Raw genomic sequence first — 15,954 nt, forward strand, 5'->3', positions numbered from 1 at the left:
CGCGGACGCCGGGGTGTCAAATACGCGCAGTGGCGCTGACCGCCACACCCCGGGCAGCGGGCAGCCCCGACCAGGACGCACACTTGACGTCATGGAAGACGAGCTGGCCATCTCCGTCCGAGGGCTGCGCAAGGCGTACGGCGACAACGTGGCGGTGGCGGGCGTGGACCTCGACGTCCACCGGGGCGAGGTGTTCGCGTTGCTCGGCCCGAACGGCGCCGGCAAGACCACCACCGTGGAGATCCTGGAGGGCTACCGGCGTCGCGACGCGGGTGAGGTCTCCGTGCTCGGCGCGGACCCGGCCCACCCCACCCCCGACTGGCGCTCGCGCGTCGGCATCGTGCTGCAGGGCACGGGCGAGTTCGACGAGCTGACCGTGGCCGAGGTGGTCCGACACTTCTCCGGCTTCTATCCCGACGCCGACGACCCGGACAAGGTGATCGAGCGGGTCGGGCTGACCGGCAAGGCGAAGGCGCGGACGCACACCCTGTCCGGTGGTCAGAAGCGCCGTCTCGACGTGGCGCTGGGCATCATCGGCCGCCCCGAGCTGCTCTTCCTCGACGAGCCGACCACCGGCTTCGACCCGGAGGCCCGCCGCGAGTTCTGGGAGCTGATCCGCGACCTCGCCGCCGCCGGCACCACGATCGTGCTCACCACCCACTACCTGGACGAGGCCGAGGCCCTCGCCGACCGGGTCGGCGTGATCGCCGGCGGTCGGCTGGTCGAGGTGGCCGCACCCAACCGGCTGGGCAATCGCCAGGAGGCCCTCGCGACCGTCTCCTGGCGTACCCCGGAAGGCGCGTTGGAGAGCGCGCAGAGCGCGACGCCGACGGCCTTCGTGGCCGACCTGGCCGCGCGTCACGGCGGTGAGGTCCCCGGACTCACGGTGACCCGGCCGACTCTGGAGGACGTCTACCTCACGATGATCGGACACTCGCGATGACGACCACGACGAAGCCGGCGACGCCTGTCGCCGCGAGCCACGGCCGGCGGCCGGGCGGCGGCGCCCTGGCCCTGCGCCAGGGCCGGCTGGAGATCACCCAGTTCCTGCGCAGCCGGGAGTCCGTGGTCTTCACGATGGGCTTCCCCATCATCATGATCCTGATCTTCGCGTCGATCTTCCACGGCACGATCGGCGGCGGGGTCCGGTTCACCCAGTACTTCATCACCGGCATGATCGCGACCGGCCTGATGACGGTGAGCTTCCAGAACCTCGGCATCTGGATTCCGATCGAGCGGGACCGGGGCGTGCTCAAGCGCTACCGGGGCACGCCCATGCCGAAGTGGGTCTGGTTCGCCGGCAAGGTGATCATGGTGGTGGCGATCGGCATCGCCGAGACCGCGCTGCTGCTTGCCGTCGCGGTGGCGCTGTTCGACCTTGACCTGCCCGGCACCGCCGGGAAGTGGTTCACCTTCGGTTGGGTGTCCGTGCTCGGGGTGACCGCGTGCACGCTGTGCGGCATCGCCATCTCGTCGCTGGCCCGCACCGCCCGCAGTGGCTCGGCGGTGGTCACCCCGGTCGCTCTGGTGCTCCAGTTCATCTCCGGGGTGTTCTTCGTCTTCACCGACCTGCCGACCTGGATGCAGCAGGTGGCGGCGCTGTTCCCGCTCAAGTGGATGTGCCAGGGGCTGCGCGCGGTCTTCCTGCCGGAGAGCTTCGGCGCCCAGGAGCCGGGCGGGTCGTTCGAGCTGGGCCGGGTGGCGCTGGTGCTCGCCCTGTGGTGCGTGATCGGCCTGGTGCTCTGCCTGACCACGTTCCGCTGGACCACCAAGCGCGACGGCTGAGCGGTCGACCGGGGCGGGTGCCCGCCCCGGTCGTCGCGACGCTCAGTACGTGTAGAAGCCCTTGCCGGTCTTGCGGCCCAGGTCGCCGGCGGTGACCATGCGCTGGAGCAGCTCCGGCGGGAAGAACTTCTCGTCCGCCGTGTCGGTGTAGATGTTCTTCGAGGCGTGCAGCAGCACGTCCACGCCGGTCAGGTCGGTGGTGGCCAGCGGGCCCATGGCGTGCCCGAAGCCCAGCCGGCAGGCGGTGTCCAGGTCCTCGGCCGACACCACGCCGGCCTCGACCAGCTTGACCGCCTCCACCACCAGGGCGGAGATCAGCCGGGTGGTGACGAAGCCGGCGATGTCCCGGTTGACCACCACGACCGTCTTGCCGATCTCCTCGGCGAAGGCCCGCACGGTGGCGAGCGTGGCGTCGCTGGTCTTGTAGCCGCGCACCAGTTCGCAGAGCTGCATCATCGGCACCGGCGAGAAGAAGTGGGTGCCGACGACGGCCTCCGGCCGCTCGGTCACCGCGGCGATCTGGGTGACCGGAATCGCCGACGTGTTGGTGGCGAGCACCGCGTCGGACTTGCAGATCTTGTCGAGGGCGCGGAACACCTCGTGCTTGATGTCCAGCCGCTCGAAGACCGCCTCGACCACGATGTCCGCGTCGGCGGCCGCCTCCAGATCGGTGGTCGGGGTGATCCGCGCGAGCGTCGCCTCGACGTCGGACGCCTCGATCTTGCCCTTCTCGGCGAACTTCTCCAGCGACTTCCGGATGCCGCCGAGCCCTCGGGTGGTGGCCGCGTCGTCCAGGTCGCGCAGTGTCACCTGCCAGCCCGCCTGCGCCGCCACCTGGGCGATGCCGGAGCCCATCAGCCCGGCCCCGACGACCGCGAGTCGACCCGCCATCTGCTTCTCCCTCGCTGCGATTGAGTGCCTACCTGCACCCTAGTCGGCGAGCCTGAACGATGACTAAGCGCTCCGGAGGGCGTGGCCTACCCCATTCCGTGCCCCTGTGACGGATGCACGACTTTCCAGAGCGAACAAACTTCCGCGCGGGTGCATCGAACCCTACGACAACCAACAAGTGCAGTCAGCCAGGAGCTCATGATGCGCGCAACGTCCATGGTCGGAACCCTCACCTGCCTCCTGCTCGTCGCGGCGTGCTCGTCACCCGCACACCAGAGCGGCAACGCCGCGCCGGCCGGCTCGCCCGCGCCGACGACCGCCGCGGCCACCACCGACACTCCCAGCCCGTCCACCCCGTCTCCGTCGTCCACGCCGCCTTCGCCGTCCGCCCGGCCGTCGAGCAGCGCCACCAGCGCCGCTCCGCTCGTCCTGGGCCCGAAGGGCATCGGCTCGCTGAAGCTCGGGATGACCCGTCAGCAGGCCACCGCGACCGGGATGGTGCGCCCGTTCGACACCACGGGCCGCTGCGGGGTGTCATTCCTGCGTGCCGCCCCTGCCGAAGAGGGGACCATCACCCTCTCGCCGACCCTGGGAGTCGCCGCCATCAGCGTGTGGCCCGGCATCAAGACGCCCGAGGGAGCGCGCATCGGCATGTCGAGCGCCGAGATGCTTCGGATGTACCCGGGTTACAAGGCCGCCGAAGGTGCGGAGGCGGCCAACGCCCGCGGCTACGTGACGGTCCCCGGTAACGACAAGGCGTCCTACCGCATCGCGACCAGGAACGGCAAGGTCACCTCGCTGACCCTGCAGTTCAGGAACCAGGACTGCTACGAGTAGGCGGACCCGAAACGGCCGGCCTGCGGTGCCAGTGAGCTGGAGATCCGCAGGCCGGCCAGGATCTCGTCGGTCAGGTCCGCGTCGCCGACCTGCTTGATCTGCACGTAGACCCCGAAGCTGCGCTGCGGAACGGCGAACACCACCTCGCTGAACGAGACCGAGGCGGCACACGATGTCCACCGCCGTACCAGCGCCCGGTTACCGCCCACGTCCACGGTCCGGTCGGGCTGCGGGACGCACGAGGTGTGGCTGGGTAACGCCGGCGCCGGACCACCGGCGAGCAGGGTCCTGCTCGCGCCGACGAAGACACCGGGCATCCCGCTCGCCGGATCCGGCCAGACGTCCAGATCCGGGGCGACCACAAGACCCGGCGCCTGGCCTGCGGACAGTCGCAGCACCGAAGGGTCCCAGCCGGCGTCCTTCACCTGACCGGCCCAGCTCGCCGGCACCGCTACCGAAAGAGCACCAGAGTCATCGTGTACGCGAACCCACCCCGACCGTGCCGGCAGCGTGGAACTGGAACCCGTCGTCGCCAGCACAGCGGTAAGTGCGACCCCGACACCGACGACCCGCCCCAGCTGCCGTACGAACCGGCCACGGCCCGCGTCCCGCTCCATCGACGCGATGACCCGATGCAGTTCCTCGAGCAGCGCCGCGGCGGACGCCCAGCGTTGCCGCGGGTCCGGATGCAGCGCCCGCCGCACCACGTCGTCCACTTCGGAGGGAACTCCGGGCCGAAGCTGGGACGGGCGGGGAAGGGAACGCCCGGACCTGCCAGTACGGCTGCCACTGGACCATGCCGGCTGGGGCGGGCGACCGGTCAACATGTGGTAGGTCGTCGCGCCGATCGCGTACACGTCCGCACGGATGTCCAGGCCACCGCCGGCGGTGGCCTGCTCGGGCGGCATGTAGCCGGGCGTGCCGGCCGCGATCGTGAAGCCCGACGCGTTGGCGAGCGCCTTGGCCAGGCCAAGGTCGGCGACGAGGACCCGATCCCGGTCGGCGGCCGGCTGAAACAACACATTGGACGGCTTGAGATCCCGGTGCAGCACGCCGGCCTCGTGCAGCACCGTGACGGCGCTGGCGATGTCGGCCGCGACGAGCAGCGCCTCGCGCACCGGCATCGGCCCCGAGACGAGTCGATCCGCGAGGGTGCCACCGGCCGCGTACGGCATCACCAGGTACGGCCGACCGTCGGGCAGCTCACCGACGTCGAGCACGCGCACGAGCAGGCTGGAATCCGTCCGCCGCATGATCCGCGCCTCCTGCTCGAAACGCTCCCGCAGATCGGCGTGGTACGACCAGTTGTCCGCCAGCACCTTGATGGCGACGGAAGCGTCCAGAGCATCGTCGGCACCGAGCCACACGGTGGCGAACGCTCCGGAACCGATACGTCGGACAACGCGGTATCGGCCGATCTTGGCGGGTACTGACACGCCCGTATTATGGCCGACAAGACGCTGAGGAACGGGGCCTGAGCATGCCAGACGATCTTGATATCGAGGAGCTCGCCGGTCGTGCAGCCAGGGGCGACGCCGCCGCACTCGATGCGTTGCTGAGCAGGATCGGCCCCCAGGTCATGCGTCAGTGCCTGCGGCTGCTCCCCTGTCGGCAGGACGCCGAAGAGGCGTGCCAGGACGCCCTCCTGCAGGTCGCTCGCAAGATCGACAGCTTCGCCGGTCGGTCGAAGTTCTCCACCTGGCTGCACATCGTCACGGCCAACTGCGCCCGGCAGACGTATCGCAGCCTCAAGCGCCGGGCCGACGAGCAGTCCACTCCGGTGCTGCCACTCGACGCCGCCGACCCGCGCACCACGAGCGTGATCGCGGGTTCCCGACTCGACCTGCTGGACGCTCTGGAACGGCTGGAGGCGCACCGACCCGAACTGGTCGCCCCGCTGGTGCTGCGTGACCTGTGCCAGTTGACCTACGACCAGATCGCCGACCACCTCGCCATCCCGGTCGGCACCCTGAAGTCACGCATCCACGACGCACGACGGCACGTGCGCGCCTCGCTCCAGGCCACCTGAGACCGCGAAAGCCGCGGCGGAGCCTCAGATCTCCAGCGACGGCTCGTCCGGGGTGGTGCCCCGCTCGACGGCCACACCGAGCGCCCGCAGGTCGGCCACGAAGTCCGGGTACCCCCGGTCGACGTGGTGTACATGCGAGACCTCGGTGGGTCCGTCCGCGCAGAGCGCGGCGATGATCAACCCGGCCCCGGCGCGGATGTCGGTGGCCCGCACGGGAGCGCCGGAGAGTCGCCCCCGCCCCCGGACCACCGCGTGGTGCCCGTCGGTCTTGATGTCCGCGCCGAGCCGCATCATCTCGTTGGCGAACATGAACCGGCCGTCGAAGATGTTCTCCGTGATCAGGGAGGCGCCGTCGCTGACCGCCGCGAGCCCGATCGCCATCGGCAGCAGGTCGGTGGCGAAGCCGGGGTACGGCAGCGTCACCACGTCCACCGCCCGGGGCCGGTCGTCCATCCGTACCCGAAAGCCGTCTCCCCGCGTCTCGACCAGGCCGCCGGCCGCGACGACCTTGTCCAGGGCGACCTCCAGGTAGGCCGGGTCCAGCCCCGTCACCGTGACGTCGCCGCGCGTCATCGCGGCGCCGAACGCCCAGGTGCCGGCGACGATCCGGTCCCCCACGGTGGCGTGCCGCACCGGCCGCAGACCGGGAACGCCGGTGATCCGCAGGGTGGACGTGCCGGCGCCGGAGATCCGCGCGCCCATCTCGTTGAGCATCGTGCAGATGTCGACGATCTCCGGCTCCCGGGCCGCGTTGTCGATCATCGTGGAGCCCTGGGCCAGGACCGCGGCCATCACCAGGTTCTCGGTGGCGCCCACGCTGGGAAAGTCCAGCACGATGTCCGCGCCGCGCAGTCCGTGCGGGGCCTCGGCGATGACGAAGCCGTGCTCGCCGGAGATCTCCGCGCCCATCCGGGTCAGCCCGGAGATGTGCATGTCCAGCCCGCGCGACCCGATCGCGTCGCCGCCGGGGTGGGCCACCCGCACGTACCCTCGGCGAGCCAACAGGGGGCCCAGCACGCAGATCGACGCGCGCAGCCGCCGGACCAGGTCGTAGTCGGCCTCCGCGCCCGGCTGCTCCGGCACGTCGATGGTCACCGAGCGGGACCGGGCGGCCCCACCCCGGGCCACCATCGGGTCGACGGGGTCGTCCGCGTCGAACCGGACGTCGCAGCCCAGCCGCCGCAGCACCTCCCCCATGATCGCGATGTCGGTGATCCGCGGAACGTTGGTGATCACGCTTCGACCCGGGGCGAGCAGCGCGGCGGCCATCAACTTCAGCGCCGAGTTCTTGGCACCGACGACGTGCACGGTGCCCGTCAGTCGGGCTGCGCCGCAGACCCGGATGACGTCGACGTCGTTGACCGCCGGATCACCGGCGTCGCCGGGGCCCACCACGGCAGGCCAGCCGGCCGTGGCGTCCGGCCGCGCGGGGATCGTCAGGTCCGGTATCCGTAGGCTGTGCGTCATGGCCGTCCACCTCACGCGCATCTACACCAAGGCCGGCGACGCCGGCATGACCAGGCTGAGCAACAACGAGCAGGTCCCGAAGACCGATCCACGGATCGCCGCGTACGCGGATGTCGACGAGTGCAACGCGGCGATCGGCGTCGCACTGGCCCTGGGCAACCTCGACGAGGAGCTGCGGGGCGTGCTCGGGTCGATCCAGAACGACCTGTTCGACGTGGGCGCCGACCTGTCCACCCCGGTCGAGCCGGAGCCGAAGTACCCGCCGCTACGGGTGACCGAGGAGTACGTCGAGCGCCTGGAGGGCTGGTGCGACGAGTACAACGCACGCCTGAGCAAGCTCGACTCCTTCATCCTCCCCGGCGGCACCGCGGGCGCGGCGCTGCTGCACGTGGCGCGGACCACCGCCCGGCGTGCGGAGCGGGCGGCGTGGGCGCTGGTCAGCCACGATCCGGACCGGACCAGCCCGCTCCCGGCAAAGTATCTCAACCGGCTCTCCGATCTGCTCTTTATCCTGTCAAGAACGGCAAATCCGGCGGGCGATGTGCTATGGGTGCCGGGCGGCAAGCGCTGACCGTGTGCGCCGTACGGGTGGGGGGTTCCCAATCTCGCGGCCACCACGCGTGGCACGCGCTTGATCGACTCGCGTTCATGAAAATCGGGGCATCCAGACCACAGGACACCCCGGATTCAAGAAAACCGAGTCGATCAACGCCGAAAAGGCGGAACTCAGCCGCACCAGTAACGGCAGGTGATGAAAACAGCGCCGGACCGACGCACAGCGGCAACGACGGGTTTCCGGGGGAGCCCGCCCGGCGCAGGGATCAAGCCTGACCGCCCGGAGCCGGGCGGGCTCCCCCGGAAACCCCAAGCGCGACCACGGACGGCCCGGCGGGATCCCCCGGAACCCCAAGCGCGACCAAGGGACCGCCTCAGGCCGCTCGAAGCAGCCTCAGGCAGCCGGCCAGTCCTGGGAGGCCAGACGCGGCGAGACCGCCCCCGGAGGGGCGGCCTCGAGCCAGGAGAGGAAACCGGTCACGGTCGATCGCGCCATGGCGATCTCCACCGGTGCGTGCTGACTGGTACAGCGGAGGATCACCCAGTCGGCCGGCATGGAGAGCCGTTCCTGCCCTTCGGGCAACCGCCGGCGCTCGACCGCGAGATCCTTGCGGGAGAGAACCCGCTTGGGCCGGAGCGCGAAGCTGAACATTCGATACCAGCGCAGCTCGTCAGCGGCGAACCGGCCGAAGCCGGGTGACCAGCCACGCCCGTCGAGCACTGTGGTGACCCGGACGCTGAGCCGGATGATGCCACCGCTGCGGGTGACGACGGCCCGCCGGACGAAGAGCACGAGAAGCGCGACGAGGATGACGGCGACGCCGATCCCGATCCCTTCGACGATCTCCATCCCCGGCGTGACTCAGCGGCTCTGCGCGGAAACCGGGGTTGCGCTCTCGGCCAGCACGGTGACGCCCTCGGCGCTCACCGAGAGGAAGCCGCCGGCCACCTCGTACGAGACCTGCTCGCCGCCGGCCAGCTTGATGCGGACCTCGCCGGGCTCGGCGAGCTGGCCGAGCAGCGGCGCGTGCCCCGGCAGGACACCGAGCTCACCCTCGGTGGTCCGGGCGACGACCATCTCGGCCTCACCGGACCAGACCTTCTCCTCGACGGCGACGAGCTCGACGTGAAGCTGCTGTGCCACGCTGTCTCCTTGCTGCGGCGACGGATTGCCGAAAGTCTAGTCGTGACGCCGGGCCCACCCCAAGCCGGGTGGGGAGAGCTGCGCCACGGCTACTTGGTCTTGTTCTGGAATTCCGGGTGCTCCAGCAGGAACGGGTCCAGTTGTTCATTGTGCAGGGCGGTGAAGAAGTCCGGGACGCCTGCCTGGAACTGCTCACCCTTGTAGGTCTTGCCCTCGAAGAGCCCACCACCGGGCAGCTTGATCATCTGGATGGTGTTCGGCCGGATGCTCTTCAGGGCGAGCCCGAAGTCGACAACGCTGTTGCCCCGACCGTTGAAGATCAGCGACTGGCCGGCGGCGCGGAGCACCTTGTCGAGCTTGATCGGGTTGGCGACCACGTCGGCGCTGAAGGCCTGCCCGACCATCGCCTTGACGAACTGCTGCTGGTGGCGCTGCCGGCCGTAGTCGGCGTCCGGGACACCGTTCCGCTCGTAGCGCTGGCGGACGTAGTCCAGGGCCTGCCACCCGCTGAGGTGGTGGTTGCCCTTCTTGTAGAGCGCCTGCGGGCCGATGTAGCCGTAGCCGTGCGGGTTGCCCTGCCGGGCCGTCCCGTCCGGCTGCTTGTGCTCGGACTTCACGTCCCGCTCGACGTACATGTCGACGCCACCCATCGCGTCCACGATCTTCTGGAAGCCCGTGAAGTTGATGATCGCACCGGCGTCGAACCGCTTGATGCCTGTCACGTTCTGGACTGTGGTGGCCAGCAGCTCGAACCCTCGCGCCGCGTCGGGGTTCTTGCCGGGCACCTGACTGCCGAACGACATCGCAGCGTTGATCTTGGTCTTCTCGCCGGGGAAGTTGGCCCTCTTGAACGGCGGAATGTCGACGTAGAGGTCGCGCGGCAGCGAGAAGAGGTAGGCCCGGTCCATCGAGGCCGGCACGTGCAGCACCATGATCGAGTCAGCCAGCGGCGCCGCCGTCGGCGTACGCGGGTCGATGCCGACCAGCAGGAGGTTGAGCGGGCCCTTGATCTCGCTCTTCTTCTCCTTGGCGCCCGCCGCCTGGTCACCGAAGAGGTCGGCCTTGCCGACGGCGCCCTCGTAGCGGGCCATCAGCACCTCGGTGCCGACGAGCACCCCGCCGCTGAGCACGGTCAGCACCATGCCGAAGATGGTGCACACCTTGGCCCAGCGCGGTACGCCCCGCCAGACAGACGACTTGCGGCCACGCTTGCCGGCCTTACCCACGCGCATCTCCGTTCGTTACGCCCACGAAGATGAGACGGGCGCACGTCGTCGAAAGGTTGCAGAAGTCAGCGCTCGTTCAGGTGAACGCGCGGACCGACCGTATCTCGCGTGCCGCCGCACCGACGACCACGAGTAACGGACCGCGACGATGGTAAGACGCGAAGATGAACAAAAGACTGCCCCGACATTGCCGGGGCAGTCTTTTGCGGTACGGATTCCAGGCTGTCAGCCCTTCATCAGCTCCTCAGCCTTGCGCTCCAGGTCCTCGAGACCGCCGCACATGAAGAACGCCTGCTCGGGGAAGTGATCGTACTCACCCTCGCTGATCTTGCGGAACGCCTCGATGGTCTCCTTGATCGGGACCGTCGAGCCCGGCACGCCGGTGAACTGCTCCGCCGCGTAGGTGTTCTGCGAGAGGAAGCGCTCGATCCGCCGCGCGCGCTGCACGGTGATCTTGTCTTCCTCGGAGAGCTCCTCGATACCGAGGATGGCGATGATGTCCTGCAGGTCGCGGTAGCGCTGCAGGATCCGCTTCACCTCGGTGGCGACCTGGAAGTGCTCCTGGCCGACGAACTCCGGGGCGAGGATCCGGGACGAGGACGCCAGCGGGTCCACGGCCGGGTAGATGCCCTTGTCGGAGATCGACCGCTCCAGGTTGGTGGTCGCGTCCAGGTGGGCGAACGTGGTGGCCGGAGCGGGGTCGGTGTAGTCGTCCGCCGGCACGTAGATCGCCTGCATGGAGGTGATGGCCTGGCCCCGGACGGAGGTGATCCGCTCCTGGAGCTCGCCCATCTCGTCCGCGAGGGTCGGCTGGTAACCCACGGCGCTCGGCATGCGGCCGAGCAGCGTGGAGACCTCGGAACCGGCCTGGGTGAAGCGGAAGATGTTGTCGATGAAGAGCAGCACCTCCTGCTTCTTCACGTCCCGGAAGTACTCCGCCATGGTCAGCGCGGAGAGCGCCACCCGCAGCCGGGTGCCCGGCGGCTCGTCCATCTGGCCGTAGACCAGCGCGGTCTTGTCGATGACGCCGGACTCGGTCATCTCGGCGATGAGGTCGTTGCCCTCACGGGTGCGCTCACCCACGCCGGCGAACACCGAGGTACCACCGAAGTTGCGGGCCACCCGGGTGATCATCTCCTGGATGAGCACCGTCTTGCCCACACCCGCGCCGCCGAACAGGCCGATCTTGCCGCCCTTGACGTACGGGGCGAGCAGGTCGATGACCTTGATGCCGGTCTCCAGCATCTCGGTCTTCGGCTCCAGGTCGGCGAAGGCCGGGGCCTTGCGGTGGATGCCCCACCGGTCGTCGGCCTGGATGGTCTCACCCTCGGTGAGGTTGAGGCACTCGCCGATGGCGTTGAAGACGTGGCCCTTGACGGCGTCGCCCACCGGAACGGTGATCGGCTCGCCGCGGTCGGTCACCTCCGCGCCACGGACCAGGCCGTCGGTCGGCTGCATCGAGATCGCGCGGACCAGGTTGTCACCCAGGTGCTGGGCGACCTCCAGGGTCAGCGTCTTCTCACCGCCGGACAGGTTCACGCTGACGTTGAGCGCGTTGAACAGGGCCGGCATGGCGTCGCGCGGGAACTCGGCGTCGACGACCGGGCCGATGACCCGGACCACGCGACCCGTGGCCGTCTTGGTCTCTACTGGGGCAGTCATCACACTTCACTTCCCGACGCGGCCAGCGCGTTGGCGCCGCCGACGATCTCGCTGATCTCCTGGGTGATCCCGGCCTGGCGGGCCGAGTTCATCTCACGCGTGTACTTGTCGATCATGTCTTCGGCGTTGTCGGTGGCGCTCTTCATCGCCCGCCGACGCGACGCCGACTCACTCGCCGCCGACTCGATCAACGCCGCGTAGATCCGCGTGTTGATGTACCTCGGCAGGAGCGCGTCGAGCAGCGCCTCCGCCTCCGGCTCGAACTCGTACGCCGGCAGCAGCCCCTCGGAGCGCGGCCGGTCCTCCACCTGCATCGGACCGATCACCTTGGTGACCGGGGTCTGCGTCATGAGCGAGTGGAACTCGGTGTAGACGATGTGCAACTCGTCGACGCCGAGCACCCCGTCCGCACCGGCCCCGCCGTCGACGTCGTCCGCACCGGCGGTGAACGCCTTGATCAGCGTCTCACCCACGGTACGGGCGTCCTCGAACGACGGCTGCTCGCTGAAGCCGGTCCAGTTCGCCTCGATCGGCCGGTCGCGGAACCGGTAGAACCCGACGCCCTTACGTCCGATGACGTAGAGCACCGGCTCCTTGCCGTCCGCCTTGAGCCGGGCGATCAGCGACTCGGCCATCCGGATCGCGTTGGAGCTGTAACCGCCGGCCAGGCCACGGTCGCTGGTGACCAGCAGGACGCCCGCCCGCCGCACCCGCTCGCGCGGGGTGAGCAGCGGGTGGTCGATCCGCGCGTTGGACGCCAGCGCCGTGAGCACACCGGTGATGGCCTGGGCGTACGGCAGGGACGCCTGCACCCGGGCCTGGGCCTTGGCGATCCGGCTCGTCGCCACGAGCTCCATCGCCTTGGTGATCTTCTTCATCGACTTCGCCGAGCGGATCCGTTGACGAAGAACGCGTACCTGGGCCGCCATCGGATCAGCTCTCGGCCGGGCGGTCGGTCGTGCCGTCGCGGAAGCGGGTCACCGTCTCGCGGTTCTGGTCACCCTCCAGCGGCTGCGCCGGCGCGTCGTTGACCTTGCGCTCGTCGGCCTTGCCGAGGAAGACCTGCTTGAACTCGGTGATCGCCGCCTCCAGGGAGCCGACGATGTCGTCGCCCCACTGGTTGTCGGCGATACCGGCAAGCACACCCTCGTGCTTGTGCCGCAGGTACTGGAGGAACTCCGCCTCGAAGCGCCGCACGTCACCCACCGGGATGTCGTCCAGCTTGCCCTCGACGCCGGCCCAGACCGAGACGACCTCCTGCTCGACCGGGAACGGCGAGTAGTTCGGCTGCTTCAGCAGCTCGACCAGGCGGACACCACGGTCCAGCTGGGCCCGGGAGGCCCGGTCCAGGTCGGAGGCGAAGGCGGCGAACGCCTCCAGCTCGCGGTACTGGGCCAGGTTGAGCCGCAGCGAACCGGCGACCTTCCGCATCGGCTTCACCTGCGCGGCGCCACCGACCCGGGAGACCGAGGTGCCGACGTTGATGGCCGGCCGGACGCCCTGGTTGAACAGGTCCGTCTCGAGGAAGATCTGGCCGTCGGTGATCGAGATGACGTTGGTCGGGATGAAGGCCGAGATGTCGTTGGCCTTCGTCTCGATGATCGGCAGACCGGTCATCGAGCCGCCACCCAGCTCGTCGGAGAGCTTCGCGCAGCGCTCCAGCAGGCGGGAGTGCAGGTAGAAGACGTCACCCGGGTACGCCTCACGGCCCGGCGGGCGACGCAGCAGCAGCGACACGGCCCGGTACGCCTCGGCCTGCTTGCTCAGGTCGTCGAAGACGATCAGGACGTGCTTGCCGCCGTACATCCAGTGCTGCCCGATGGACGAGCCGGTGTACGGAGCCAGGTACTTGAAGCCGGCCGGGTCGGACGCCGGGGAGGCCACGATGGTCGTGTACTCCATCGCGCCGGCCTCTTCCAGCTGCCCCTTGATCGAGGCGATGGTGGAGGCCTTCTGGCCGATGGCGACGTAGATGCAGCGAACCTGCTTCTTCGGGTCGCCGGTGCGCCAGTTGTCCCGCTGGTTGAGGATGGCGTCCAGGGCGACAGTGGTCTTGCCGGTCTTGCGGTCGCCGATGATCAGCTGACGCTGACCCCGACCGATCGGGGTCATCGCGTCGATGGCCTTGATGCCGGTCTGCAGCGGCTCGAACACCGACTGGCGGGACATCACGTTCGGAGCCTGCAGCTCCAGCTCGCGGAAGCCCTCGTTGGCGATGTCACCGAGCCCGTCGATGGGCTGGCCGAGCGCGTCGACCACGCGGCCGAGGAAGGCGTCGCCGACCGGAACGGAGAGAACCCGCTCGGTGCGCTTGACGCGCTGCCCCTCCTCCAACTTGGCGGAGTCACCGAGAACGACGACACCGATCTCCCGGACGTCGAGGTTCAACGCCACGCCGAGCGTGCCGTCCTCGAACTCCAGGAGCTCGTTGGTCATGGTCGAGGGCAGGCCCTCGACGTGGGCGATGCCGTCGCCGGTGTCGGCGACGGTGCCGACCTCCTCGCGGGAGACGTCGGACGAGTAGGAGGAGACGTAGCGCTCCAGGGCGCCGCGGATCTCCTCCGTCGAGATGGTCAGCTCGGCCATCCTCTGCTTCCTTAAAATTCAGGGGCCCGGGATACCTAGTACCGACCGGTCCGAATGGCGTCTGTCATTCCGGGCGCTGCGCGGTCCAGCCGCCCCAGAGCTGGGCGGCGAGGCCGCTCAACCGCCGGGCGGCGGAGCCGCTCAGCGCTTCGCGAGCGCGTTGCGGGTCTCGTTGAGGCGGCGCAGGATGGTGCCGTCGTACAGGTCGGAACCGACCCGAACGCTCACGCCACCCAGGACGAGGGGGTCGACCGTCTGCTTGACGGAGACCTCTCGACCGTATATCGCGCTGAGGCTCGCTCCCAGTCGGCGCTCGTCGGAGTCACTCAACGGGGCTGCGACGGTCACGTACGCCACCTGCCGGTCGCGTCGCTCGGCGGCGAGCTCCACCAGGCGGGTGAGTGCCCCGCTGAAGGAGCGGCCGCCGAACCCGCCCAACGCCACCTCGACGAGGCGGACGGTGACCGGACGGGCCTTGTCGGCGAGCAGCTCGCGGGCCAGGGTGGCCCGCTGCTCGACCGGGGCGACCGGGTCGGCAAGCGTGTTGCTCAGCGCCGACTGACCCGACACGACCTGACCGAAGCGGAACAGCTCGTCCTCGACCTCGCCCAGCTCGCCGGACTTGTCGGCGCTGGCGAGCAGCGCCTCCACGCCGAGGCGCTCGGCGCCGTCGAGCAGCTCCGACGGTGCCGACCAACGGCCGGACACCAGCGTCACGAGCAGGTCGAGAGCGTCGGCGCCGATCCGCCCACCCAGCATGTCGCCGAGCAGGGCGCCCCGGTCCGCGCCGGAGCGAGCCGGCTCGGACAGGGCCCGGCGCAGCCGCGGCTCGCGCCGCAGCAGGCCCGCCACGGAGAGGATGGCGTCGGCGGTGGACGTCACCGCCGACGGCTCCGCGCCGCGGACGTACGCGTCGAGGCGCTCGGCCGCGACCTTGTACGACTCCCGGCTGGCGGCCTGCATCAGCGGGCCCCCGTGCTCTCGAGACCGCTCAGGAACCGGTCGACGGTGCCCTTGCGCCGCGCCTCGTCGGCAAGCGACTCGCCGACGATCTTGCTGGCCAGGTCCACCGCGATCGTGCCGACCTCGGCGCGCAGCTCGCGCACGATGGTGGCCCGCTCGGCGGCGAGCTGGTCCTTGCCGGCCTGGATGACCCGGTCGGACTCCTCCCGCGCCTTGGCGAGGATGTCCTGCCGGATCCCCTCGGCGTCGGCCCGCGCGTCGTCCCGGATCTTGGCGGCGTCGGTGCGGGCCTCGGCGAGCTGGGCACGGTACTGCTCGAGCAGCTGGTTCGCCTCGGCCTGGGCGGCCTCGGCGCGCTTGATGCCGCCCTCGATCGCGTCGACCCGAGCCTGGAACGTCTGCTCCATCCGCGGGAAGACGAACTTCATCAGCACGAAGCAGAGCACGGCGAAGGCGATCGTGCCGACCACGATCTCCTGCCCGATCGGGATGATCGGGTTGTGGCCTGACTCACCACCCTCAGCGGCAAGGATGAACATGGGTGACCTCCCGGTCGAGGGGCGGGTACTACTTGGCCCAGATGAAGCCGAAGGCGATGCCGAACAGCGCGAGCGCCTCGATGACGGCGAAGCCGATCCAGACGTACGGCAGGGTCATCCGCGAGGACTCGGGCTGCCGGGCGGTCGACTGGATGTAGGCGGCGAAGACCAGGCCGACGCCGATGCCCGGGCCGATGGCCGCGAGACCGTAGCCGATGGCGGCGGTGCTGCCATTTACCGCGGCGAGAACGTCCATTAGTGGTTCCTCCT

17 protein-coding genes are annotated in these 15,954 nt (G+C 69.7%); 5 read left to right on the forward strand and 12 right to left on the reverse strand.

The window, feature by feature from the left end; genetic code table 11:
• Positions 1–91: 91 nt before the first annotated feature.
• Positions 92–943, forward strand: a complete 852-nt coding sequence (locus MILUP08_RS28900) for an ABC transporter ATP-binding protein (protein ID WP_007464499.1) — start codon at positions 92–94, stop codon at positions 941–943.
• Entirely contained in the window at positions 940–1,785 is an 846-nt protein-coding gene (locus MILUP08_RS28905; RefSeq protein ID WP_007464501.1) for an ABC transporter permease, read from the forward strand. Before MILUP08_RS28900 ends, MILUP08_RS28905 begins: the two co-directional genes overlap by 4 nt.
• Before the next feature lie 42 nt (positions 1,786–1,827).
• Here MILUP08_RS28905 and MILUP08_RS28910 read toward each other — a convergent pair whose 3' ends face one another.
• Positions 1,828–2,676, reverse strand: a complete 849-nt coding sequence (locus MILUP08_RS28910) for a 3-hydroxyacyl-CoA dehydrogenase family protein (RefSeq protein ID WP_007464502.1) — start codon at positions 2,674–2,676, stop codon at positions 1,828–1,830.
• Positions 2,677–2,877: 201 nt separating this feature from the next.
• Between MILUP08_RS28910 and MILUP08_RS36155 the strand changes: the two genes are divergently transcribed.
• Positions 2,878–3,513 (forward strand): hypothetical protein, encoded by a 636-nt coding sequence (locus MILUP08_RS36155; protein ID WP_167626073.1) that lies wholly within the window; start codon positions 2,878–2,880, stop codon positions 3,511–3,513.
• Here the strand turns inward: MILUP08_RS36155 and MILUP08_RS28920 are convergent.
• Positions 3,504–4,949: a serine/threonine-protein kinase gene (locus MILUP08_RS28920; RefSeq protein ID WP_063827236.1), complete on the reverse strand. Its 1,446-nt coding sequence runs from the start codon at positions 4,947–4,949 to the stop codon at positions 3,504–3,506. The two genes, MILUP08_RS36155 and MILUP08_RS28920, sit on opposite strands and share 10 nt — an antisense overlap.
• Before the next feature lie 44 nt (positions 4,950–4,993).
• Between MILUP08_RS28920 and MILUP08_RS28925 the strand changes: the two genes are divergently transcribed.
• Positions 4,994–5,542, forward strand: coding sequence for an RNA polymerase sigma factor (locus MILUP08_RS28925; RefSeq protein ID WP_007464506.1), 549 nt, complete (start codon positions 4,994–4,996; stop codon positions 5,540–5,542).
• Between the two features lie 24 nt (positions 5,543–5,566).
• Here MILUP08_RS28925 and murA read toward each other — a convergent pair whose 3' ends face one another.
• Entirely contained in the window at positions 5,567–7,009 is a 1,443-nt protein-coding gene (murA, locus tag MILUP08_RS28930) for a UDP-N-acetylglucosamine 1-carboxyvinyltransferase (RefSeq protein WP_039906782.1), read from the reverse strand.
• Between murA and MILUP08_RS28935 the strand changes: the two genes are divergently transcribed.
• Complete coding sequence (locus tag MILUP08_RS28935; protein WP_007464508.1) at positions 7,008–7,580, forward strand: cob(I)yrinic acid a,c-diamide adenosyltransferase; 573 nt, start codon at positions 7,008–7,010, stop codon at positions 7,578–7,580. The genes murA and MILUP08_RS28935 overlap by 2 nt on opposite strands.
• A 378-nt stretch (positions 7,581–7,958) precedes the next feature.
• On the opposite strand, the gene MILUP08_RS28940 is transcribed toward MILUP08_RS28935, so the two are convergent.
• The 9 genes from MILUP08_RS28940 to MILUP08_RS28980 form a co-directional block, all read right to left on the reverse strand.
• Positions 7,959–8,414 (reverse strand): DUF2550 domain-containing protein, encoded by a 456-nt coding sequence (locus MILUP08_RS28940; protein ID WP_007464509.1) that lies wholly within the window; start codon positions 8,412–8,414, stop codon positions 7,959–7,961.
• A 12-nt stretch (positions 8,415–8,426) separates the two neighbouring features.
• Positions 8,427–8,708, reverse strand: a complete 282-nt coding sequence (locus tag MILUP08_RS28945) for a F0F1 ATP synthase subunit epsilon (protein ID WP_007464510.1) — start codon at positions 8,706–8,708, stop codon at positions 8,427–8,429.
• 89 nt (positions 8,709–8,797) lie between these two features.
• A complete protein-coding gene (locus tag MILUP08_RS28950; RefSeq protein WP_039906785.1) occupies positions 8,798–9,940 on the reverse strand; it encodes an LCP family protein in 1,143 nt (380 codons plus the stop codon).
• Positions 9,941–10,159: 219 nt separating this feature from the next.
• A complete protein-coding gene (atpD, locus tag MILUP08_RS28955; protein WP_007464513.1) occupies positions 10,160–11,596 on the reverse strand; it encodes a F0F1 ATP synthase subunit beta in 1,437 nt (478 codons plus the stop codon).
• Positions 11,596–12,525, reverse strand: a complete 930-nt coding sequence (locus MILUP08_RS28960) for a F0F1 ATP synthase subunit gamma (RefSeq protein ID WP_007464515.1) — start codon at positions 12,523–12,525, stop codon at positions 11,596–11,598. The genes atpD and MILUP08_RS28960 overlap by 1 nt, the downstream gene beginning before the upstream one ends.
• A gap of 4 nt (positions 12,526–12,529) precedes the next feature.
• On the reverse strand, positions 12,530–14,182 hold the full coding sequence (atpA, locus tag MILUP08_RS28965) for a F0F1 ATP synthase subunit alpha (protein ID WP_007464516.1): 1,653 nt from the start codon (positions 14,180–14,182) through the stop codon (positions 12,530–12,532).
• A gap of 141 nt (positions 14,183–14,323) precedes the next feature.
• Positions 14,324–15,145, reverse strand: coding sequence for a F0F1 ATP synthase subunit delta (locus MILUP08_RS28970; protein WP_007464518.1), 822 nt, complete (start codon positions 15,143–15,145; stop codon positions 14,324–14,326).
• Entirely contained in the window at positions 15,145–15,684 is a 540-nt protein-coding gene (locus tag MILUP08_RS28975) for a F0F1 ATP synthase subunit B (protein ID WP_007464521.1), read from the reverse strand. The genes MILUP08_RS28970 and MILUP08_RS28975 overlap by 1 nt, the downstream gene beginning before the upstream one ends.
• Positions 15,685–15,712: 28 nt before the next feature.
• Positions 15,713–15,940: an ATP synthase F0 subunit C gene (locus MILUP08_RS28980; RefSeq protein ID WP_007464523.1), complete on the reverse strand. Its 228-nt coding sequence runs from the start codon at positions 15,938–15,940 to the stop codon at positions 15,713–15,715.
• Positions 15,941–15,954 lie beyond the last annotated feature (14 nt).

This window comes from Micromonospora lupini str. Lupac 08 (assembly GCF_000297395.2).
Taxonomy (GTDB): domain Bacteria; phylum Actinomycetota; class Actinomycetes; order Mycobacteriales; family Micromonosporaceae; genus Micromonospora; species Micromonospora lupini.